This is a genomic window from Afipia carboxidovorans OM5, assembly GCF_000218565.1.
GTDB lineage: Bacteria > Pseudomonadota > Alphaproteobacteria > Rhizobiales > Xanthobacteraceae > Afipia > Afipia carboxidovorans.
Window position 1 is genome coordinate 3,304,173 of sequence record NC_015684.1, and the last position, 20,193, is coordinate 3,324,365.

At 64.3% G+C, this 20,193-nt stretch carries 21 protein-coding genes; 2 read left to right on the plus strand and 19 right to left on the minus strand.

Going from position 1 to position 20,193, the window contains the following annotated elements:
* Positions 1-14: 14 nt before the first annotated feature.
* From OCA5_RS15585 to OCA5_RS15615, 8 genes are all read right to left on the minus strand, one after another.
* Complete coding sequence (locus tag OCA5_RS15585; RefSeq protein ID WP_012562011.1) at positions 15-3,842, minus strand: baseplate multidomain protein megatron; 3,828 nt, start codon at positions 3,840-3,842, stop codon at positions 15-17.
* A gap of 3 nt (positions 3,843-3,845) precedes the next feature.
* Entirely contained in the window at positions 3,846-4,478 is a 633-nt protein-coding gene (locus OCA5_RS15590) for a hypothetical protein (protein WP_012562010.1), read from the minus strand.
* Positions 4,479-4,480: 2 nt separating this feature from the next.
* Positions 4,481-4,918 (minus strand): C40 family peptidase, encoded by a 438-nt coding sequence (locus OCA5_RS15595; protein WP_244396140.1) that lies wholly within the window; start codon positions 4,916-4,918, stop codon positions 4,481-4,483.
* 77 nt (positions 4,919-4,995) lie between these two features.
* Entirely contained in the window at positions 4,996-5,835 is an 840-nt protein-coding gene (locus OCA5_RS15600) for a DUF2163 domain-containing protein (RefSeq protein WP_012562008.1), read from the minus strand.
* Between the two features lie 3 nt (positions 5,836-5,838).
* Positions 5,839-6,426: a DUF2460 domain-containing protein gene (locus OCA5_RS15605; RefSeq protein WP_012562007.1), complete on the minus strand. Its 588-nt coding sequence runs from the start codon at positions 6,424-6,426 to the stop codon at positions 5,839-5,841.
* Positions 6,423-9,155 (minus strand): phage tail length tape measure family protein, encoded by a 2,733-nt coding sequence (locus OCA5_RS15610; protein ID WP_012562006.1) that lies wholly within the window; start codon positions 9,153-9,155, stop codon positions 6,423-6,425. The genes OCA5_RS15605 and OCA5_RS15610 overlap by 4 nt, the downstream gene beginning before the upstream one ends.
* A 28-nt stretch (positions 9,156-9,183) precedes the next feature.
* A complete protein-coding gene (locus OCA5_RS19195; protein WP_162096602.1) occupies positions 9,184-9,336 on the minus strand; it encodes a DUF7697 family protein in 153 nt (50 codons plus the stop codon).
* Positions 9,337-9,485: 149 nt separating this feature from the next.
* Positions 9,486-9,839 carry a hypothetical protein gene (locus OCA5_RS15615; RefSeq protein WP_012562004.1) on the minus strand — a complete coding sequence of 118 codons (354 nt, stop codon included), beginning with the start codon at positions 9,837-9,839 and terminating at the stop codon, positions 9,486-9,488.
* A gap of 87 nt (positions 9,840-9,926) precedes the next feature.
* Here OCA5_RS15615 and OCA5_RS15620 point away from each other — a divergent pair, with 87 nt between their 5' ends.
* Together OCA5_RS15620 and OCA5_RS15625 are read left to right on the plus strand one after the other, a co-directional pair.
* Positions 9,927-10,208: a BrnT family toxin gene (locus OCA5_RS15620; RefSeq protein ID WP_012562003.1), complete on the plus strand. Its 282-nt coding sequence runs from the start codon at positions 9,927-9,929 to the stop codon at positions 10,206-10,208.
* Positions 10,184-10,537 (plus strand): helix-turn-helix domain-containing protein, encoded by a 354-nt coding sequence (locus OCA5_RS15625; RefSeq protein ID WP_012562002.1) that lies wholly within the window; start codon positions 10,184-10,186, stop codon positions 10,535-10,537. The genes OCA5_RS15620 and OCA5_RS15625 overlap by 25 nt, the downstream gene beginning before the upstream one ends.
* On the opposite strand, the gene OCA5_RS15630 is transcribed toward OCA5_RS15625, so the two are convergent.
* From OCA5_RS15630 to OCA5_RS15680, 11 genes are all read right to left on the minus strand, one after another.
* A complete protein-coding gene (locus OCA5_RS15630) occupies positions 10,538-11,479 on the minus strand; it encodes a phage tail tube protein (RefSeq protein WP_012562001.1) in 942 nt (313 codons plus the stop codon).
* Positions 11,480-11,509: 30 nt separating this feature from the next.
* Entirely contained in the window at positions 11,510-11,941 is a 432-nt protein-coding gene (locus OCA5_RS15635) for a hypothetical protein (RefSeq protein WP_012562000.1), read from the minus strand.
* Between the two features lie 82 nt (positions 11,942-12,023).
* Positions 12,024-12,680, minus strand: coding sequence for a DUF6441 family protein (locus OCA5_RS15640; RefSeq protein ID WP_012561999.1), 657 nt, complete (start codon positions 12,678-12,680; stop codon positions 12,024-12,026).
* A 4-nt stretch (positions 12,681-12,684) separates the two neighbouring features.
* Positions 12,685-13,002, minus strand: coding sequence for a head-tail joining protein (locus tag OCA5_RS15645; protein ID WP_012561998.1), 318 nt, complete (start codon positions 13,000-13,002; stop codon positions 12,685-12,687).
* Positions 13,003-13,011: 9 nt separating this feature from the next.
* Positions 13,012-14,034, minus strand: coding sequence for a major capsid protein (locus OCA5_RS15650; protein WP_012561997.1), 1,023 nt, complete (start codon positions 14,032-14,034; stop codon positions 13,012-13,014).
* A gap of 80 nt (positions 14,035-14,114) precedes the next feature.
* Positions 14,115-14,504, minus strand: a complete 390-nt coding sequence (locus tag OCA5_RS15655) for a head decoration protein (RefSeq protein WP_012561996.1) — start codon at positions 14,502-14,504, stop codon at positions 14,115-14,117.
* Positions 14,505-14,532: 28 nt separating this feature from the next.
* Positions 14,533-15,837 (minus strand): S49 family peptidase, encoded by a 1,305-nt coding sequence (locus OCA5_RS15660; RefSeq protein WP_013913373.1) that lies wholly within the window; start codon positions 15,835-15,837, stop codon positions 14,533-14,535.
* On the minus strand, positions 15,830-17,305 hold the full coding sequence (locus OCA5_RS15665; RefSeq protein ID WP_012561994.1) for a phage portal protein: 1,476 nt from the start codon (positions 17,303-17,305) through the stop codon (positions 15,830-15,832). The genes OCA5_RS15660 and OCA5_RS15665 overlap by 8 nt, the downstream gene beginning before the upstream one ends.
* On the minus strand, positions 17,306-17,518 hold the full coding sequence (locus OCA5_RS15670) for a phage head-tail joining protein (RefSeq protein WP_012561993.1): 213 nt from the start codon (positions 17,516-17,518) through the stop codon (positions 17,306-17,308).
* A 3-nt stretch (positions 17,519-17,521) separates the two neighbouring features.
* On the minus strand, positions 17,522-19,495 hold the full coding sequence (locus OCA5_RS15675; RefSeq protein WP_012561992.1) for a phage terminase large subunit family protein: 1,974 nt from the start codon (positions 19,493-19,495) through the stop codon (positions 17,522-17,524).
* On the minus strand, positions 19,488-20,072 hold the full coding sequence (locus tag OCA5_RS15680) for a hypothetical protein (RefSeq protein WP_013913374.1): 585 nt from the start codon (positions 20,070-20,072) through the stop codon (positions 19,488-19,490). Before OCA5_RS15680 ends, OCA5_RS15675 begins: the two co-directional genes overlap by 8 nt.
* Positions 20,073-20,193: the final 121 nt, after the last annotated feature.

Below are 20,193 nucleotides of genomic sequence, written 5' to 3' on the forward strand. Positions count from 1 at the left end.
TTGGGGTGGGAAGGTCAGAACGTGCTGGTGATCTCGGTGCTGGCGCCCGGGCCGAGCACCCGTGAGACCTGCGCAACGCGCCATGCCAGCGAGGCTGGTAGCACACCAAAGTCGGTCATCTGCTGAACTGCGGTGTAGAGCGCGCTTGGGCCGGCCACGCGAAGAGGGCGCACGACATTTGCGCCATCGAGGATCTGTACATTATATTCCTCGGTCTCCTCGCCGAGCGGTACCTCGTTTAGCCAGGAATCGCCGCCGATACGTGTACGGCGTATCCACGACAGCTGAATGTCTCCCGAAGCCCGCTCACGGGTGGCCCTTGGATGCGCCGGCGCGAACGGCCTTAAGCCCTTGCCGCTATCGGTGAAGACGATCTCGCCGGAGAGGTCGCCGCTCGGCCCCTGCGGAACCGGCGCGGTTCGCCAAGTAATCTCGATTCCGATGCGCGAGACCGAGACGTTTGGGCGCGGCTGGCGTGCCGGATCGAGCAGGATGAACCGGCTCCCGGCCGGGTGGGCCGCGATCTCATGTTCAGTGCCGCGTTGGCCGCGCAACAGCCGGCTCAGCCGATAGCGGCCCTCGGCGATCAGCTCGGCACTGGCAAACTGGATCACCTCGTCGTCGATCAGAGCGGCGTTGCCGCCGGCCAGCACCCGCTCGTCGGCGAGGCTCTGCAGCGCCCCATAATCGAGCTGTACCTCGACCGCGTTGGCGCGATCCCAGCGCCAAGCCGGCCCGGGTGCCAGTTCTGTCACCGTCGTGCCGATGATGGATGGCAGGCTCGCCGCGGCCGCAACCGTGTAATCCAGCGCATCGGCGGTCGGCTGGAACAGCGTCGCGCCGCGGAAGCGGCCGATACCGACCGGGCAGGCTGCAACATAGAAGCTCGATGCCGAGGCGTCGTGGTTGTCGATCATGATCGGCATGTCGAGGAGTTCGACGCGGACCGGCGCGACCGGTTCGGGTGCTGAGGGCGGCAGCACGCCGCTGCCGGTTGGCGCGGTATAGAACTCCGGGACACCGCCATCAGTCGCCACACCACGCAGCAACACCAGCCCAGGCTTACCGTAGGTGACAGCCGTGAGGCGGATGCGACGCCAGACGCCGTCGATCGGCACCGCCACGATGTCGGTCGGATCGCATCTGATGGCGCGCGTCGGCAGCCGCAGGTCGACCGCCTCGCGACCCTGCCACATCTCGCGCAGCGCGCGCTGGCCGATCTCTTGCGCCTGCTCGACGGTGAGCACGACGGGCAAGCTCAGCGTATTGACGCTCTCCGACTGGCCGACCTGCTTGCGCACCGTGACCGTCGAGGACTGGTAGTCGCGGCCCTCGTCGAGATGGACGATATCGACCGCGATCGGCAGTTCGGTGTCTTGGGTGCGCTCGACCTTGACGCGAGAGCGATCGCTGTCGTTCTCGCTGGCACCGAGATCGTTCGGGTCGATAGTAATCGGAGAACCTGCTCCACGCTTGACGAACACCAGCACGCCATCGCGCTCGACCGCGTCGAAGAAATACGCTGTCTGCAGCACTGCAATCATGTCGCGCACTGGCTTGCGCTCGGTCACGACATAGCCGACGACCTCGTCGTCAAGCGCGGTGACATCGAACTCGCTCGCGGCGAGACCGGCCCGCAGGCAGAGGTCCCGGACGATCCCGGCAAGCTGCATGTTGCCTATCTTCCCTTCAATCCAGTGGCCGAGCCGGAAGTTCTCGCCGTCCGACCACACCTTGGTGAGTGTTGGGAAGAACGGATAAGGCCGCGCATCCCAGCACCAGACGAAGCGTCGGCCGACCATCGGCCCGTCATAGAGTGGTGAGGCCGGGTTGTTAGCCGGATCGCTCCAGAACTGTTCCGTAGCTTCGATCGCCACCCGCTGAACGACGCGGTCGACCGCACGGTTGGAGTAATAGGGCGCAAAACTCTCGATCGACTTCGGGTCGATGAAGACGTTGGGCTGATTGGTGGCACAGTTCACCGTCGGAAAGCCGTATTCAGTGAACCAGATCGGCTTGCCGCGCGGTACCCAGGCCGTGGCAGGTCCGGTCGGCACGCCGCCGACGCGCGGGACGTGATCGTTCTCCCACCACCAGCGGATGTTCTTTATCGCCCAGAACGGATCGTTGATCGGCATGCGCCGCTGATCGAGGCCGCGACGTCCGAGATCGCGGTCATCTTGCGTCGCATAGTAGTAGTCGATCAGTTCGCCCGATGCCCACCCGGCTGCGATCGCTGCCTTGTCATAGACGGCGCGCGGCCGGTCGGTGAGCGGAAAATAGGCATCGATCCCAACCACATCGATATTGGGGTCGGCCCATAGCGCATCGAGCGGGAAATCGACATTAGCGCCACCGCGGTCGTGATAGCGATATTCTGACCAGTCCGCCGCATAGGTGACGATGCAACGCGGCCCGAGCCGGATCTTTGCCTCCGATGCAATCTGCCGCCAGAATGGTACCGCCGGATAGCCGCCGGCGCCGCCCCGGATGCGGTTGAGCGCAACCAGCTCGGAGCCGATGACGAAGCTATCGACCCCGCCGGCCTGCTCGGCCAGCGCCATGCAGTGGCGGATGAAGCGCAGATACCCGTCGTTGCGCTCGAAAAAGCCCGGCACATCGGCCGCGGCGCCAGCAATACGGCCGCGCCAGGGAAAGGGCGATGCGGCCGGCGGCGGAATATCCATCATCAGAAATGGATAGAGCATCACCTTGTAGCCAAGGCTATGCAGATGCCGAATCGCCCGGACGATCGATCCGTCACTGACCGTTCCGCCGTAGGATAATCCGGTCGTGCCGTCCGGCCTGGTGTAGGAGGAAACGAGCGGCCACCCGCCCGGCCAGCCGATGACCGGCCGGCCGCTTCCCATCACCGACCACGAATATGGCGCGGTGTCGGGCAGTCGGTCGGGGGTGATAGCGTATTCGGCTGCGGGCCGGATCGCGCAGGTCGCGGCATCTAGCGAGGTGCCGAACCAGGCATAGACCAGGCTGATCCACTCAACGTTCGACACTTCACGGCGCAGGTTGTCGATCGAGACGGTGAAGTCGGCCACCTTGCGTCCTGTGTTGCTGTTAATGTTGGAATCGCGCACGCGACTGCGCACCACATCGGGCTCGTAGGCCCATTCGCCGCTCGCCGGCATCACGCAGACGCTGCGGACGAGATGGCGGGCATCGGCCACATCGGCGTCCGAACCGCGATAGACTTCGACCTCGAAGTTCGGAAAACGATTGCCGTAGGGCGTGAGATAGAGGTTCTCGAGGACGACGTAGGACAGGCCGCGGAACGCCGGTGTGCGGGCGGCGCCTTCAACTGCCTGGATCAGTGGATCGGGTGATTGTGTCTCGTCGCCGTAATAGGTGCGGATATCATCGACATGCTCGGGATCGAGCGGCATCTTGTCGAGCCAGATGCGATAGATCGAAGTGATCGGCGCCTCACAGACGCCGAGTGCGACATCGGCATAATAATGGTAGCTGGTGTGCGTGATGGTTTGCGTTCCTCCCCCACCACCGGCGCTGCCTTTGCCGCCACCGCGGACCGTCTCGGTTTCGGTGCGGACGATTTCACGAATACCGCGGACCCAGATGATATTGGCAGGCACCCGCATGCGGCCCCAAACCACCGGCATGGTTTGGCCATAGGCCGATCCCGACAGGTTGAGTTCAGTGAGCCGTGTGCCTTCGACCGTCCGACGATCCTGCTGCGGTCCGAACAGCTCGCGGTCGAGAATGCCACCGACATAGGCGCCGAACAGCGCCCCGAGCGATTGGCCGAGCCCTCCCGCGATGCCGCCGCCGAGCACCCCGCCGGCGAGCGTGAGAACAAGCTGGGCCACGGTTCACGTCTCGACTTCGAAGGTGAGGTTTGGCAGCCGGTTACCGAACGGCGTGATGGAGAGCCGCTCCATCATCACATAGGCGAGCCCGCGATAGGCCGGCGTGCGAGCGGTGCCTTCAACGGCCTGAATGAGCGGGTCGGGGGCCTGCGTTTCATTCCCGAGATAGACCCGCATGTCGCCGACCTTATCGGTCTCGAAGGCATTGCCGTCGGCGAATACGCGACGCACCGCAGCGATCGGCCCGGCGCAGAGCCCGACGGCGACATCGGCATAATAGTGATAGGTGACGTTGGTAACGGTCTGGCCGCCACTGCCACCACCCTTGCCGCCGCCACCAACCGTCTGCGTATCGGTGCGAACCTCCTCGTCGAAGCCGCGCATCCAAATCACGTTCGCAGCCATTCGGCCCTTGCCGTAGAGCAGCGGAATCACCGCGCCGTAGCTCGACGACTGCACGCGCAGATCCTGCATACGTGCACCATAAACGGTCTGGCTGGCCGTACCACCGAACAGCTGCTGATCGACCATGCCGCCGACATAGCCGCCAACCAGACCACCAATCGCACCGCCGAGACCGGGCAGCAGCATATTGCCAAGCACATAGCCGCCGACCGTGAGAACGATTTTGGCCATGATCAATCCGCGATCCCAGGCACCCGGAACGCATGGCGGAGTTTTGCCCGCCACCATGGCGAGAAACCGTGCTCGACCACCTTGCCGGCCTCGCGGTAGCAGTGGATCAGCCCGTCGCCTGGCGCGACATAGGCACAGTGGTGCGCCGGACCCTTGCCGGCGCCGAACAGCAGGATGTCGCCGGGCAGCACGTCGGTCACGTCGATTTCGTGGGCGTGTGTCTTGAAACCGAGATACATGCGCGGCTCGGCGCGGTAGAGGTGCCAGGTCTCCGGATAGTCGTGTGGGATCGGCACCTCGCCGACGAATGGCAGCGCCACGCCGCGCACGAAACCGATACAGTCGCAACCGACACCCTTAAGCGATGCCTGATGATGCCAGGGCGTGCCGAGCCAGCTCCGCGCCTCGGCGATCACTGCATCTCGGGTGAACATCGGCATGAGGCAATCAGAATCAGTGAGGAGCGGCTTTCGCGAGCACGGATCTTCGGTGCTGTCCGGAACCGCGTCAGAGCTCATCACCCGCGCACCGGATAGGAAAAGACCATGTCGTTGCCGGGGATGTGCGGCTCGCCGCGGAAGTTCAAAATATTGCCAAAACGGGCATGACAGGTTTCCGGGGTCTTGTCGCAGCCGGCGATCAGGTGAACCCGGTCGCCGACCGCGATCGGCCGCGGCATCGGCGTGAACAACTGGATCGATTGGCCGTTGTGCTGAAGCACTTCGGTCGCCGCACCCGCGTTTGCGCCGGTCAGGAAGGAACAGACGCCGAAGGTGTAGAAGCCGGTCGGCCGCGCTGTCGGGACCGTGAAGGTGTCGCCACTGGATACAGCGCTGATGACGAGTTCGTCTGTCAGCGGAGCCAGCATGACCTTGCACTCGACGCTGCCCAGATTGGTACGACAGAGCCGTGAATAGAGCTTGCCCGCAACCTGCTGAAGGCGATTCGCGATGCCGCGAATCTCCGCCGAGAAACGATTGTCAGCGCGCTTAACCTCGCCAAGTGAGCCGCGACGAAGGAGCACGCGACCTTGCGACAGGTCGGCCCAGTTGACGAGAAAGATATCGATCTTGGCGCCGTCGAACAGACCGGCGGAGAGGTCCTCTGCCTTGAGCGCGTCATCATCGAGAAACCCGTCCACATCGAGGTTGTCGACGGACAGATCGGCGCCGGATTTAATCGCGCTCGGCAGGAAGCCGGTTGCAGCTACATAAGTCTGGCCATCAATGACGAGGTTGCGATCGTGATCGGTGAAGCCGCGCGCCCAGCCGTCAGTCCGCTCCAGGCGCCAGCACGTTGCAAGCGTCGTCACCTCGCCGGCAAGATGTGCGGCGAGCGCGGCAGATATGGACTTCATGAATCAGGCCCTGATTTCGATTAAAGCGATCGAGGAAACCTGCTGGATGTGATAGGCGACCGCGACCACCGGCAGATGATCGGTGTCAAAGCGGACCGGCACGTCAAACAGAAAGTCTGCATAAGGCTGTGTCGCGGGCGCAAGGTCGAACGTAATCAGCCCGGTCAGGTAGTCGACATCGACCAATATCGGGCTGCCGCCGACGCGAACGACTACGGTGCCAGCCTCGGGCTTGGTGATGACGCGCTGATCCGCCGAAGGCCCCGAGGCGTATTGCTTGGTCAGCTGCCAAATCAGCGGATCGGTGGTCGGCGCGAGCGGCTGGGCTTCGGCTTCAAAATCGTTCCAGTCGCGAAAGCGGAAGCCATAGGCTCGGCCCTTGCGGGCGCGAAAGAAGGCGATGACCTCAGCCATCTGCTCGCGGGTACGAATGCCGGTCGAGATGTCGTATTTGGCACGCGCCGCCGACCAGTTGACGTTGCGCTGCTCGAAGCCGGAAGCGACCGCGATGATGTCGGTCGAGAACTCGGGGCCACCAGTCGCTCCGCGCGCCACCGCGTCCGGAAACCGTATATCGTGAAATCCGCTCACAGGTTGCGCTCCGCGCGCCGCAGCGCGGCCGCCATATCGGCGGTGATCTGGCTCTGGGCCCGCCGGAACGAGGCAGCGTCCGGCGTCGTCACCGCAAAATTGAGGACGATCGGAGCCTTCGCGCCGCGTTCATAGGCGGCGGCTTCGCTACGGTTGAGCACTCGCTCACCGCGCTGCAGGATTGCGGGCACCTCGTCGGATTTAAGGAATGTGCCGTCATGGAAGCGGGGTGCGTTGTGGAAAGCGGCCGCCGAGACGAGGCGCAACGGTGCCGCACCACCGACAATGCCGCCAAAATGATAGATCGGCGAACCGAACAATTTTGCGGTCGCCGCAACCGGGCCGACCCCACCACCGCCGCCGAACAGACCGCCAAATAAACCGCCGAACAGGCCGCCGGCATTGTTCAACGTCGGCGCGTTGCCGCCGAACAGAAGATTTTTGAGCGGGTTCAGCACCGCGAGCTTGAGAATTTCCTTTTCGATGTCGGCGAGTGCAGCCCGTCCGGCCTCCGCCCAGGACTTCCAGTCGAGCTTGCCTTGCGCGAGCAGATCGGCAAAGCGGTTCATCGAGGACTCGAACACGCTTTGCCAGCCCTGGGTGAGTTCGCGGGCACGGTCAAGCTGGGCGTTGAGCGCGGCCTGGCGTTCGGCGTTGGCGAGGATGATCTGCCCCTCGACGCTCGCCGCCGACAGACCCTGGCGGCGCAGATCCTGCTCGGCCTTGAGCCGCGCGATGAATTTATCCTTTTCCTCGACACTTCGGCCGACAAAGGCGATCTCGGCCCGCGTCTGCTCGATTGCAAAACGCTGGTCGCGTGCCGTGTCGCGCAGGACCTTTGCTGCCTCCGCCAGCACCCGGTTGCGGGCTTGCTCAATCGTGAGCGCGGCCTGTTCGGGCGTCACCGTCTGGCCGATCAGCTCGATCCGGGCGCGCTCGGCCTCTAACGCCGCCCGCCGCGCCGGCCCGATGGCGGTGACAAGTTCGATCTCGATCTGCTGCAGGCGGAGTTTACGCGCCTGCGGATCGACGAACTTGGCATTTTCGCCAGAATAAGTCGCGAGCGCCTGTGTGACACGACGATAGGCGTCTTCGACATTCTGCAGATTATCGACATTTTTTGCCGCAAGCGGGTCTTCGAGCAATTTACCCAACGAGCCACGCAGCACCTCCAGCTGGCGGATCGTCTCGGTGCCGGGGATGATGTCGCGCACCGCCTCGCCGACTTTCAGCGAGAGAGCGCGCGCCTCCGCTTCGATGCGGCCAACATCGGCCTGGTGCCTTGCATCTACAATGCGAGCACGAAGATCATCGGCTTGTCGCCGAAGCTCCGCCAGGACCCGCGATGGCGCACTATTCGAGCCACGCGACAGCGCCGCGATACGCTGCTCGATTCGGGCGAGCTGCTCCTCGGATGTGCCGCCGCCAGCGGCGCGGTCGATGGCCCGACCAACGGCGTCATAGGCGTCCGAGGCCGAGCGCTTGACCGCGTCCCAGGCACGGCCAAGCGCGGTCGTCGCCTGCTCGGCATTAGCAAGGCTACTGCGCATCGCCTCCAGCAGCACGCGCTGTGCGCTGGTGCGGTCGTTCTGTTCGGCAAGACGTCGGATATAGGCGCGCGTTCGATCATCGAGGAAGCCGAGCTGCGCGTTGAGCTGATCTGCCCCGCGCACCGGGTCGGCAAAGACCTCGGCGAGGGACTTGACCGCCGCGTCGACATCGCTGCCGACGGTGACGGCATAGTTTTTGGCGACCGCGATCAGGCCGGTGAAATGGTCCTGGCCGATCCGCCCGGTGCGCAGGAACGCTGTCTCCATCTCGCGTGCAGCGGCAACCGACACCTTGCCGGCGGCAGCACCGACCTGCGCGATACGATTGAGGTCGGCGACCGTGGCGCCAGCCGCGCGACCGGCGCCGGCAAGCCCGACTTCCAGCTGTTTCTGGCCCTTGAGCCATGCGTCATAAGCGGTCGCACCTGCGATCGCCATTCCGACCGTCGCGCCGGTGAGAAGCCGCACCGGAGTGATGACGGCGGCAAGCGCGCGCCCGAGGCTGCCGGCGATGCCGGAGAGACCGCCGGACTCCGCACCGAACGCCTTACCGAGCTTGAGCGTCTGGATGGTGAGCCGTCCGAGCGGCACCTCGCCGGTTACCGCCGCGTCGGACGCCAGCCGGAACGTCGTGATCAGCGCCCGAATTTGGCCGCCGGTCAGATTCGACGCATGGCCAAGTTCATTGAGCGCGCCGGACGCCAGATCGAAGCGTTCCCTGGCGAGCGCGACCGCCTCATTATGCTCCTTCGTGGTAATGGTGCCGGCTTTGAGCAGCGCAGCCGCTTCCGCGATTTCGGCGTTGAGCCGCTTTTGTGCCGCACCGAGCGGGTCGACCTGGGCGCGCAGCGCCGCAGTGCGCCGCTCGAGGTCTTCCGATGCCCTGGCTGCGCTTTCAAACACCTCGGCCGAGTAGCGCGCAGACTTTGGCGTGGTGTCAACACCGAGCACCGCGTTGAAATTACGCTGCGACTGGTCGGCGCTTGCCGCTTGTCGCGCGGCTTGCGCCAGGCGCAGCAAACGCTGTGTCTGTCGATCGGTGGCACTTCCGGCGGCATCCATCGTGGACGCGACGCCGCGAAACGCGCTCGTGCCGGCCTGCCCGACCTCGTCGAAGGCGCGTTTGACCTCCGCCTTGCCCTCGACACCGAGGCGGATTGAGACATTTGTTGCTGCCATCGTTCGCTCAAATTCGTGACGGGCTCAATCAATCCCGGTCGTGGGCATAGCTGCGCACGATGATCGGCTCGATCTCGGGCAGCACTTCCACGAGCAGCGGAGTGAGCGCGCCCATGGCGTCGGCCAAGAGCAGCACGGCGCCAAAATCCACGGCGTAGATGCCGCCAGGTGCTACGCGCACCTGACCTGCGGCGCGGCGCAGCACCTCCCAGGCCGCGATGCCGTCGGGCGTATGAACCGCATGCTCTTGATACGGACACTCAGCACACGTCGTCGTGCACGCCGCGCAATAGCCATCGCCCCCACCGAAGTGCCATTCGGCGAGAGCGATCAGGCGTTTTTTTCCGCAACCTGCAGGATTGCCGGCGCGACATAGAGGCGGTCGATCGCGTCGAACAGCGGCCAGAGATCGAGCGCGTCATCGATGTGGTCCGGGTTTGGGCCGACCGGATTGCCATCGGCATCGCCAATGCCTTCCCATGCCGCGATGCCGGAGCGCGCAAGCGCGGAGGTAAATGCTAGCCCGGCCTGGATCTCGGCATCTTCGCCACCCGCACGCAGCACCTCGGCCGCAGCGGCGCGCGCGACAAGAATGGCGGCGACGGTGATGGGGCGGAACCGCACCCGCACGCCTGGAACAAGGTCGAGCCAGAACGGCTCGCGGTCGATGGATAGCTTGAGCATGGTAGCGTTCTCCGGGGAACTGGCGATTCGGAATGAGTGCGCGGATCGCGCAGACGACAACTTGACGGACTACGCGATTCGCGTAGAATGGCGATGGAATTTGAATGGGACGAAGCCAAGAGCGACTGGACCCGCCGCGAACGCGGATTTGGGTTCGAGGAAGCCGCGCTGATCTTTGAAGGATCGGTGCAGACCACACTTGACGATCGGCGGAACTATGGAGAAGAGCGCCTTATAGCGGTCGGCGAGGTTGCCGGTGAGGTGCTGGTCGTCGTCTATACTGACCGGGGCAGCGTGAGGCGGATCATCTCGGCACGATACGCCAATCGAAAGGAACGGATGACATGGCAATTGTTCGCAAAGCACTGAAGACGATTCGCGCGACCAAGTCACGCATCGATCATGCGAAGCTGCGCGCCACCGACGATGATGACATTGCGCGGCAGATCGCCGAGGATGAAGACACTGCGCCTGAAGTCACCCTTGACATGCTGATTGCACCCGCAAATTTACGCCGGCGCTTGAACATGACGCAGGAGCAGTTTTCTCTGGCACTTGGCGTTCCGGTTGCGACCTTGCGCAATTGGGAACAGGGGCGCAACGCCATCGATCCTGCGGCCCGCTCGCTTCTCTTGCTGGTTGCTCGCGATCCCAAAGCAACCCTTGCCGCGCTTGCAGCGGCCCGCTCAGCAGCCTGATCAATACGCCGCTACGTCGTTCATCAAGACCGCAGTCATGGTCTTGTTCAGAACCGAGTCCTTGACCGCCTGAAACGCGAAAGTCGCCTGAATACCGCCGGGACCGGAGATCGGCAGCTTCGGGCGCGACAGGTGGACCTCGTGCAGCGTGAAAGTGAGTGATTTTTCAGCATCGATCTGCCAGCCGAATGAGAGTTCACAGGCCGCACCACTTACAGCCTGATCGAGCAACGTGGTGTCGGCAAAGCGTACTACAATATTTCCCGTTGCAGTCACCATCGCAGGGTCTGCATCCTCGATGCGGCCATCAGGGCGGATAACTTCGACCTTGTCGAGGTTGTTGGAATAGCTGAGCTCGGCTGAGACAACATGGCCGAGCGCCATGCCATCGCGTTTGATCTCGCCCATGAACTGCGAGAAGCGCTCGATAACGGCCTCCGCCGGTGTGCCTGCGCCCGTGGACGTGCCCTTCGTCTCACCTTGTGCGATCAGGCTCATGGTGGCGTTCAAGAGACCCGAGCGCTGCATCTGGATGCGCATGGTGTTGGCGCGGGCGCCGACATTCATGCCATAGCTCGGCACCTCCGGCAGTCCAATCTCGATCGCCATCGAAGGCAGCGCCGGCGCTCCAGAGATGAAGGTGTGCACATAATCAGGTGCGATCCCTGTGGTCGTTGGCGCGCCGAACAACAATTTAAGCCAATAGCCGAAATTGCGCAGATCAACCGGCACAACGACATCGCCTTCATTGTTGACCACATCGCGGCTCGGTGGCAGCGGCTCGCGCCCGAGCCCCAACAGATCGCTCTCGATCAGGTTCTGCTCGTCGCCGAGGCCGGACGACACAAACGGCAGTTTGTGAAATCCAGACGCCGGCGGCGTGCCGTATGTGGCTTCAAAAGCAACCGCCATTACTGCGTTCGCACCGCGGGCGCGCGCCATGTCGATCTCCTGGAATGATGTTTATGATATTCAGTTCAGCGGATCGGGCGTGGCATAGGTTGCAATAAGCACGACATCGGCCCAGCGTCCGGGCAATGCGCCGGAGCTCTCGACATCGGCAGCGGCCGGCGCCTCGGCTTCGATAAAATCGCATAAACCCCACAGCGTCCGATTGGCTGCAATCTCGATCCCGATCCGGCCGAGGATTGCATCGAGTGCCTGTTCGCGCGGGCCGATCCCTTGATGCACCGCGACTTCAATCGGGATGCGATGACTGAAGATGTAGGTTAAAGGCGACAGTGTCGCTTCGGGCTCACCAGGATCGCCGTCACGGATAATGACGAGGCCGCCTGGCGGTACCCGCTCGGGCTTTGCCAGATTGCGTTCGACCTTCGCCTCCGGCACTGCCGCGGCGATCAGAGCGACGATCGCATCGAGCACCTGTTCACGCTTGCTGGTCACGGCACGGTCACGATCAAAATGGCTGCTATGAAAGCAAGGGATGGGAGAATAGTGGCCATTGCCATTCGCGCCTGATGCACGATCATCTCCAATGCTGCGCGAGGATCGGACCGACGCGGTTTGCCCAGCGCTGTGCGATCGGCTCGACATCGAGCCGCTTGCGTAGCGTGACCTGCGGCACCAGGATGAACACCACGACGGTCGATCGACCTGTCAGGCGGGTGAACTGCGCGCCGCTGCGGGTCCGACCGGCGTTCGGCCGTGCCAGCCCTCGCTTGCTCAGCCGCGCGTTGTCGACGACCAGCAGCGACGGCTTTCCGCGACGATAGACGAAGCGCAGCCGCATGCCGGTGCGCCGCTCGAAGCCGCCGGGCGTAATCCGTGCACGAGCGCCGGTCGTCGTCAGACCAGTCGCGCCCGCGGCCGGCGTCGGGATCGCAAGCCAGAAACCGTTCTTCGAGCGGATGGTTACGCCGCGATCGAAGACGTCGACAAGGTTCGGTGCCTTCGACCAGATAAAGGCAGCCGCATCGAGGCTTGCGCCGCCCTCGGGAAAGGTCTTGCCGCGCCAGGTGTTGGCGAGTCGACGTCCGAGGCCGGCATCGACGACATCGGCGCGCAGATCGCCCTTGAGCCCATCGGTCACCTCGCGCATGGCGCCGGTGACCGAGCGCGCTGCCTGTATTTCGTTGTCAGTGAGAACTTTAGCGAGATCGTCGGCCTTCAACGTGAAGCGCATCAGCTCAACCCTGCAACGAGGCCTCGCAGACCCACACCAGCCGCAGGCTGTCAGCAATGGGCGGCGCGATGATTTCAAAGGTGTCGCCATCGAACTCGACCGTGTCGCCGCTCGCAGGTTCGGCGACCTCCGAGCGGCGCACATCGATGAGCACCGTCGGCAGGATTGCTCGGCTGTCGCCGAAGCCAACGACCTGGTCGGGCCGCCGTACGGCGACACGAACAGCGACGCCCGACCCCACCCCGCCCGGACGCCAGATCGCGACGCGGGCAATATTCGGGTCGGTGAACAGCGCATCGATCGCCGCGGTGAATGCGTCCACCACGATAGCTTAGTTGCTGGTAGTAATCTTGACGGCAAGTCGCGGGCGCTTGTTGATCGGTAGTGGCGAGGCCTCGGTCTTGACGTCGATGGCGCTGCCGTCCAGCCGCGCAATCTGGCGGGCATAGATCGGCAGACCCATGGTGTTGACGGTCTCGATCAGGTTGGCCGGCGCGCCATAGGTCACGAAGGTGTCCATGGTGCCGAGCGGGAAGGCAATGCCTTCGCCCGCTGGAATCAGCGTCTCGATCGCGCCGGTCGAGAGCGTCACCGTGGCGTTGTATTCCTCAAACACGATACCAGAGAACGGGAAGCGCCGGCGGGTGTCCTCGCGCAACGGCTGCGCCCCAGTTGCGGAGAAGTATTTGTACGCCTCCTCGACCCTGGCGTGACCGATCAGCTTGTCGAAGAAACTGGGGCTGACCAGCGCGAGCACGCCGGTCATGGTCTCGCCCTTGAGCTCCGTCTCGATGCTGCGAAGCACCTCGCGGCACTTGGCCTGGACCTGGGTCGCCGCGGTGCCGAGCACGAAATCGACTGCCTGCTGGGCAAGCCCGAACTCATCGAAATAGTCATAAAGGGTGACGCCGGCACCATCCTTGACGACGCCGCGCAGTGCATTGACCTCCATGTATTCACGGGTCTGGGCATGCTTCGCCCGCATGCGGGTGAGTTTGCGCTCCATGACGGTGGCAAGCGGATCTGCGGCATCCGCGACGCCGAAGCCACGCACGCCCTGGATATCCTGCGGGGTGATGACGTCATCGTGCGGGATCCACGGCACTGTGAACGAGCGCATCGAGCGGGCATCGCGGTTGGCGACGGTGGCCGGCCCGCCCAGTGGCACTGTCGGCAGCAGGTTGAGCACGCCCTCGGCCTGCTCGATGATGGCGCTACGTTGGGTGATACCCTCAAAACGAAACAGGCCCATCTCGCCGAGACGGGTGTAGATATTAGGCAGGATATTGATGGCCTGGGTCATCTCGGCAAGCGTGTAACCGCCTGCGTCGAAGGGATTGATCATCGGAGCCATGGGGTTGGGTCTCCTTAAAAAAGATTGGGCCTCGATGGAAATCCATCGAGGCCCGGCCAAGCGGGGAGGTTCAGAAAAGATCAGGCGGTGTCGCGAGCGACGAGCCCCACAGCGGACAGCTCGGCATGCTTGGCCGCAGTCTTGGATGCATCGTCGACCGAAGCATCGAGCACGAGGGCGGCCTTCGACAGGATCACGGGGCCGCGCGCGACGACGAGGCCGGCCTTATCCGCGGCCGTGGCGTCGACGGCCTCGATGAGGACGGCGATCGCAGTCTCAGCACCCTCGTCGCCGGCAAACTGGGCTGCCGGAGACAGGCGGTACTTGCCAGAGGCGGTGATCTTCCCGAGCACCGAGCCAAGCGTGTAGTTGGTGCCGGCCTTGAGGGTAACGGTCTCGCGGCTATAGTTGCCATTGAGCTCATATTTGAGCAGGTCGCCGAGCGTCGGCGCCATGGTGAGAACGGGCATGCGGGATCCTCCTCAAATCTGTCGATGATCAGGCGCGGGCCGCTGCCGCACGCTCCCTGGCACGCCGCACGATCGGGCTGTCGCCGGCTGCGGGCGTGGACGGCGCCGTGACGATGACACTCGTCGCCTCGCTCCGCTGGCTAAGCGTGTCGAGCACGGAGCGACGCAGTGCATCGGCGGAGACGCCCCTGGCGACCGCGTCCGCCGCGTCGACCGCGACGCCGAGCCGGGCAGCCTGCGCGGCAACGGCAGCGATCTCGGCGAACTCGGCGCGCAGTCTGCCCGTGGGGTCGGGTTCGATGGCCGGGGCAGTCGCGGGCACGATGGCCGTCTGAGCCGGAGGAACCGCCGGTTCAGGGATTGCCGGGACCGGAGATGCTGCCGGCAGCGCGGGCTGCGGCTCGTTCGGTTCGTTTCGACTGTGTTCGGTGTCGTTCGTCGCCATGGACGATATCCTCCTGGGTGTCGGGTTGCTGGTGGCACGCGGCGCCGAGGCCATGCGGTCGAAATCGGCAGCCATCTCTGCGATGGCGAGGTCGAGCGTGCCGACGCGGTCGGCGAGGCCGGCGCGGATTGCGAGCTCGCCGCGATAGATCGCAGCATTCGTACCGCGCACCGTCTCGCTCGTCAGCCCACGATTGCCGGCAACGAGCCCGCAGAATTCGAAGTAGAGGCGATCGACGTCGGCCTGAATCGTGGCGCGGGCGCGTTCGGACAAGGGCTCGTGCGCATTGCCGTCGACTTTGCGATCGCCGGCGAACACGAAGGTCCAGGCCAGTCCCGCCTTGGCGTCCGCCCCGCTCTCGTCGATGTGAACAGCGACCACGCCGATCGAGCCGACTTCGCCGGTGCGCGAGACATAGAGCCGGTCCGCCGCGCTCGCGATGGCATAGGCCGCCGACAGCGCGCTCTCGTTTGCAACGGCCCAGAGCGGCTTTGCGTTCGCGCTCGAAATGGCCTTGATCCGCTCGACCAGGTCGAACAACCCGCCAACCTCTCCGCCCGAGGAGTCGACGTCGAGGATCACGCCGCGCACGCTCGCGTCATCCATGGCGACGGCGACCGCCTCCGCGATATCGTCGTAGGCTTGGAGTCCGCTCGCGGCGTCGAGATAGCCCGAACGACTGACAAGCGTTCCGATCACCGAGACGACCGCAATCCTCTCGGCCGTGATCGACGTGAGGGGCGCCAGATCGGTTTGCGGTCCGATCGACTCCAGCGTACCGCCGGCGAGACGCGGCCCCAGCACACCGAGGATGACCTCGAGCCTGCCGCGCGCGATCAATAGCGGCGTGCCGAATACGCGGCCGGCCAAATGCGGTAGGTCAGGCATTCGCATTGTCCTGTTCGCCGGCCGGCGTGTTGCTCGGCTCACCCTGAAACAGTGGCGAAGCTGCGGACGACCGGAAACTCAACCCGAGCGAATTCTCGCGTGCCTGGTCGGCCGCGATCTCAGCGTCGACCTGCTCAGCGTCGTAGCCGCGCTCTGCCAACGCCTGCGTTCGGCTCTTCAAACCGGCATTGATCTGCTCGATCTCGGCACGGGCGTCCTTCAGCGGGTCGACCCAGTCCCACTTCGGCGGCAGCCAGCCGCAGGCGAGGTGTTCACGCCGCCGGTCGTCATAGCGCGGAAGATCAAGCGCGCCGGCAAGCACCGCCGTGTCCATCCAGCGCGCCCACACCCGGCGGCAGAGCTGCCAGACGATCACGGCATGCTGGTAGGCTTCAATGCGGCGGCGGAATTCGAGCAGCGCAAGGCGAGAATTCGAGTAGTTCGCCTTGAGCATATCGTTCGACAGATACGCATAAGGTACACCCAACGCCGCTGAAACCTGCAGCAGCGTACGGTACTGGAACGGCTCGTAGGTCTGTCCTGAGTCGGCCGGCGCCGAGGTCTGCACCTCCTCACCCGGCTCCAGCATGGTGATCTGGCCGGGCTGCAGGTCGATGGTACGCTCGTCGTTGTCGTCCCGGCCCTCCGCGGCATCGAGCGGTTCGGCTGGCGCTGGCGTCGTGATAAACAGCGCGTGCATTGCCGCGACCTTCTTGCGGTCGAGTTCGGCGTCGTCATACTGATCAAGCAGGAACAGCTTGACGGTGCCGGCGGCAAACCGTGACACGCCGCGCAACTGACCGGCATCGACCGGATCGATGACGTGCACGATCTCGGAGGCCGGGATGCGGACGGTTTCGCCGGCAAGCCCAGGATCGGTGATGTCGCCCGGGTGTCTCCGTAGAAAGTAATAGGCAACACGACGGCCTACGCGATCGAATTCGATCCCCTGCCGGATCACATTGCCGTCGGGCATAACTTCGTTACGACTGAGCGGTAGCATCTCCGACGGCAACATCTGCAGCTGCAGCGGGACGGTTAATCCATCCTGAGGTCGCCGCGGCCGAAATCGAAAGAATACCTCGCCGGCAATGAACACTTCGCGCGCGGCGCGGCGCTGCAGGCCATAGAAGTCGGTGAAGCCCTCCGCATCAGCTTCATCGGTCCAGCTGAGCCAAAGCTCCTGAACCGCGGCTTTCACGCCAGCATCCTTGATGAGAGACGACGGTTTGATGCCTGCGCCAACGACATTGCCAGCCCAGCTCTCGATCGCATTGGCGGCATAACCATTGTTGCGCACCAGCCAGCGGGCGCGGGCAACGATATCGGGACCTGCTACCGCAATCAACGTGTTGAGATGCGCCCGGCTCGGCTGAAATCCTCTCAGTCGCCGATTTGCAAGCCCTGCCTCGAACCCGCCAATGAAGGCACCGACGCGGCGACGAAATGCTGTCAGTGAGGCGAGCACTCAAAGCCCCTTCGACGCAGACGTGAGAATGCGGCGCTTGCGGCCACCTTCCCGGGTCGCAGCAATGCGGCGCTCGAGATCGGTGAGAGCTGCCGCCATCTCGGCATCGCTCGCATATGTGACCCGGCGGCCGTCGATTTCGACGGTGCGCACGCCACGAAAGCGCGCCGCGAGCAGCGCATCGCGTTGCGCCAACATCTCTTCGAGTGTCATGGCTCAACTCAGATAGCTCGACTGGAATACGCGGCGGCCGTGGCGCGTTGGCCGATGACGAATGACGCCGGCTACGGCACCGCTCTCCAATTGCGGATTGGCCGACTGTTTGCTGTCGACCTCCTCCACTGGTCCGATCTGGCGTTCCAGATCGGACCACATCGCCTCGGTCCAGCGGTCGGCGCCGACGATCCAGGCGGCGGCACGGGCGTAGACGCGGCAGTCGAGCGCTTCGTTGCGCTCTCTGAGCTTTTGCCATTCGAGGCGGGCGAAACCGCGCTTTGTGCGCACGGTCACCAGCTGCTCGGCCGTGAACTGCTTGAGCCATTCGTTCTCGACCCAGTGCGGCAAATGCACCGCTCCAGGCGGAAACACGCCACCGCCTGCACGTTCTTCCTCGGTTGGTTGTTCCAGCCGCAGAAAACGATAGGTCTCGGCCTTGAAGGTCGACACCGCCACGGTCCACAGCCGCGCGCCGCGGCGCAGGCGCTTGCCACCCTCGGTCGCATCAACGAAGGTCGGGCCCGACACCGGACTCGAGCGGTTGAAACCCTCGACGCCCTTGACTGGCGCGACCTGCATAAATCCCTGCCGGCGTGACCAGGCATAGACTGCGGGGGCCTCGAAGCCGGTGTCGATGGCGAGCCGCGCGATCCTCAAGTGAGCGCCGCGCTGGTGCGACCAGATACGATCCAACAGCGCCGACAATTCCGCCCATGCTTCCGGCCGGTCGGGCCCGCCCGCGATCACGATATGATCGACGAGCCAGCTCTCCAGCCCACGGCCCCAGGCCCAAACATCGATCTCGATCCGGTCCTTCTGGACGTCGGCGCCTGCAGTCAGGAACAGTCCGCCCGCAGGAACCGTGCCTGATGTCCAGTGCTCACGCCGGTCATAGAGGCGCCGCCAGTCCGGCGCCTCGCCCGTTTCGACCCAGCTCTCACCAAGGACAGTGTTGCGGAAGGCTCGCAGCGCCTCGTCCGAGCCCATCGCCGCCTCATGCGCTCGCGCGATCTGCATCCAGCTCATCCAACCCGGCGGCGAATACAGCGCCGAGAGGTGGTAGCCGACCGTCGTAGGATCAACAGCTGTTGCTGTCGGACGCCATTCGCCGCGCTCCAGCATCGTCGCCTTATGGTACTCGGCAATGGCGCCATCGCAGGAGCCACATGAATAATGCGCGCTTTCTGGTCTCCCCTTGTCCCAGCGCAGCCGCTCGAACTTCAGCCACTGCATCTCGCGGCAATGCGGGCACGGCACGAAGTAGCGCCGCTGGTCGCTCGCCTCATATTCACGCTCGATGCGCGAGAGACCGCGGATCGTCGGCGTTGAGACCAGCAACACTTTCCGCCGATGCGCGAAGGTCAGCGACCGGGCCTCGGCGAGCGTCACCGGATCGCCTTCCTCGTCGGCCGAGGCCGGATAGGCGTCGACCTCGTCGAGAAAGATGTAGCGGGCCGGCGTCGAGCGCAGGCCCACCGCCGAGTTGGCGCCCGTCATGATCAGGATGCCGCCAGCGAATTCCTTGGACAGCATGGTGTTGCCGGCGTCGCGCGAGCGCGCCGGTTTGACGCGACCCCGCAGCTCGGGACTTTCGTCGATCAGCGGATCGATGCGCTGGCGCGAGTTGCGTTTGGCCAGTTCCACCGTCGGCTGCACGGCCAGCATCGGTCCCGGTGCCTGGTGGATGACAAAACCGATCCAGTTGTTGCCGGCTTCGGTCGCGCCGACCTGTGCGGCTTTCATGAACACAATGCGCTGTGCCGGATCGCCAGGCGATAGCCGATCCATGATCTCGCGCATGTAGGGCGTGCGCACGGTGCGATAGCGTCCCGGCTCGGCGGACGCCCGCGATCCCAGCCGGCGATGGCGATCCGCCCACTGCGAGACTGTCAGGTCGGGGTCTGGCGTAAGGCCGCTGCGCCATGCGCGAAGGATCTCCGCGGTGCCGTCAAAACCAAGGATATCGTCATTCAAGTCGGGGGCGGATTTCCGCAAGGCTGCCAAGCTGGCTGCGGACATGGGCTTCCAGAACCTTCTGCATCAGCGCCGCCTCCACCACGATGCCCTGACCCAGTTCGCCGGACAGCTCCGCCGCCATCAGCGCTGCCGCCCGTGCCGGCCACGTCACCCAGGCATCGCGTTCCTCGCGCGCCAGCCGGAACACCAGCATCTCGGTGCGTGCCCGATCGATCAGCTCGCCCTTCAGGATCTGCAACTTCAACCGCCGCTCCTGCGCCTTCAGCACTTCGTTTGCGGTCTTGGCCTGCAGGTAGGTCATGCCACTACCAGCGACCGGTGCCGCCAAACCCTGTTCGCGCAGCGTGTCGCCAACGGCGGTTACAGCTTCCTCAGACACCGGCTTGAGCTTTGGCTGGGACGGCGTCCTGATCTTCGACAGATCGGTCGTTTCCGCACGACGCCGATTTGAAGCCGTCGCATCGATGCTGCCATCCGGATAAAGAACCAGCCGGCCGGCCGTCTTTGCCTTCTGGATGGCGCCGCGCGACAGTCCGGCATGGGCGGCGTACTGGCGCTCGCTCATGCCTTGCATGACAGTGTCCTTCTCAAGCCCGTGGGCGATCAGCCCATACATCGCCGCGATAGCTCATCCCTGCTCGCATGCGAGATCGATTATCCGCGACGACGCTCCCAAAAATAGCAACAAAATGATC

What these genes read in the sequence shown, in the direction of transcription:
- OCA5_RS15640 (WP_012561999.1), bottom strand. Translation starts at nt 12,680, where the DNA reads ATGCGCTTCACGTTGAAGGCCGACGATCTCGCTAAAGTTCTCACTGAC.
- OCA5_RS15600 (WP_012562008.1), bottom strand. Translation starts at nt 5,835, where the DNA reads ATGAAGTCCATATCTGCCGCGCTCGCCGCACATCTTGCCGGCGAGGTG.
- OCA5_RS15660 (WP_013913373.1), bottom strand. Translation starts at nt 15,837, where the DNA reads ATGCCTGACCTACCGCATTTGGCCGGCCGCGTATTCGGCACGCCGCTA.
- OCA5_RS15610 (WP_012562006.1), bottom strand. Translation starts at nt 9,155, where the DNA reads ATGGCAGCAACAAATGTCTCAATCCGCCTCGGTGTCGAGGGCAAGGCG.
- OCA5_RS15595 (WP_244396140.1), bottom strand. Translation starts at nt 4,918, where the DNA reads ATGCCGATGTTCACCCGAGATGCAGTGATCGCCGAGGCGCGGAGCTGG.
- OCA5_RS15615 (WP_012562004.1), bottom strand. Translation starts at nt 9,839, where the DNA reads ATGCTCAAGCTATCCATCGACCGCGAGCCGTTCTGGCTCGACCTTGTT.
- OCA5_RS15590 (WP_012562010.1), bottom strand. Translation starts at nt 4,478, where the DNA reads ATGGCCAAAATCGTTCTCACGGTCGGCGGCTATGTGCTTGGCAATATG.
- OCA5_RS15655 (WP_012561996.1), bottom strand. Translation starts at nt 14,504, where the DNA reads ATGCCCGTTCTCACCATGGCGCCGACGCTCGGCGACCTGCTCAAATAT.
- OCA5_RS15680 (WP_013913374.1), bottom strand. Translation starts at nt 20,072, where the DNA reads ATGCAAGGCATGAGCGAGCGCCAGTACGCCGCCCATGCCGGACTGTCG.
- OCA5_RS15670 (WP_012561993.1), bottom strand. Translation starts at nt 17,518, where the DNA reads ATGACACTCGAAGAGATGTTGGCGCAACGCGATGCGCTGCTCGCGGCG.
- OCA5_RS15625 (WP_012562002.1), top strand. Translation starts at nt 10,184, where the DNA reads ATGGCAATTGTTCGCAAAGCACTGAAGACGATTCGCGCGACCAAGTCA.
- OCA5_RS15650 (WP_012561997.1), bottom strand. Translation starts at nt 14,034, where the DNA reads ATGGCTCCGATGATCAATCCCTTCGACGCAGGCGGTTACACGCTTGCC.
- OCA5_RS15630 (WP_012562001.1), bottom strand. Translation starts at nt 11,479, where the DNA reads ATGGCGCGCGCCCGCGGTGCGAACGCAGTAATGGCGGTTGCTTTTGAA.
- OCA5_RS15620 (WP_012562003.1), top strand. Translation starts at nt 9,927, where the DNA reads ATGGCGATGGAATTTGAATGGGACGAAGCCAAGAGCGACTGGACCCGC.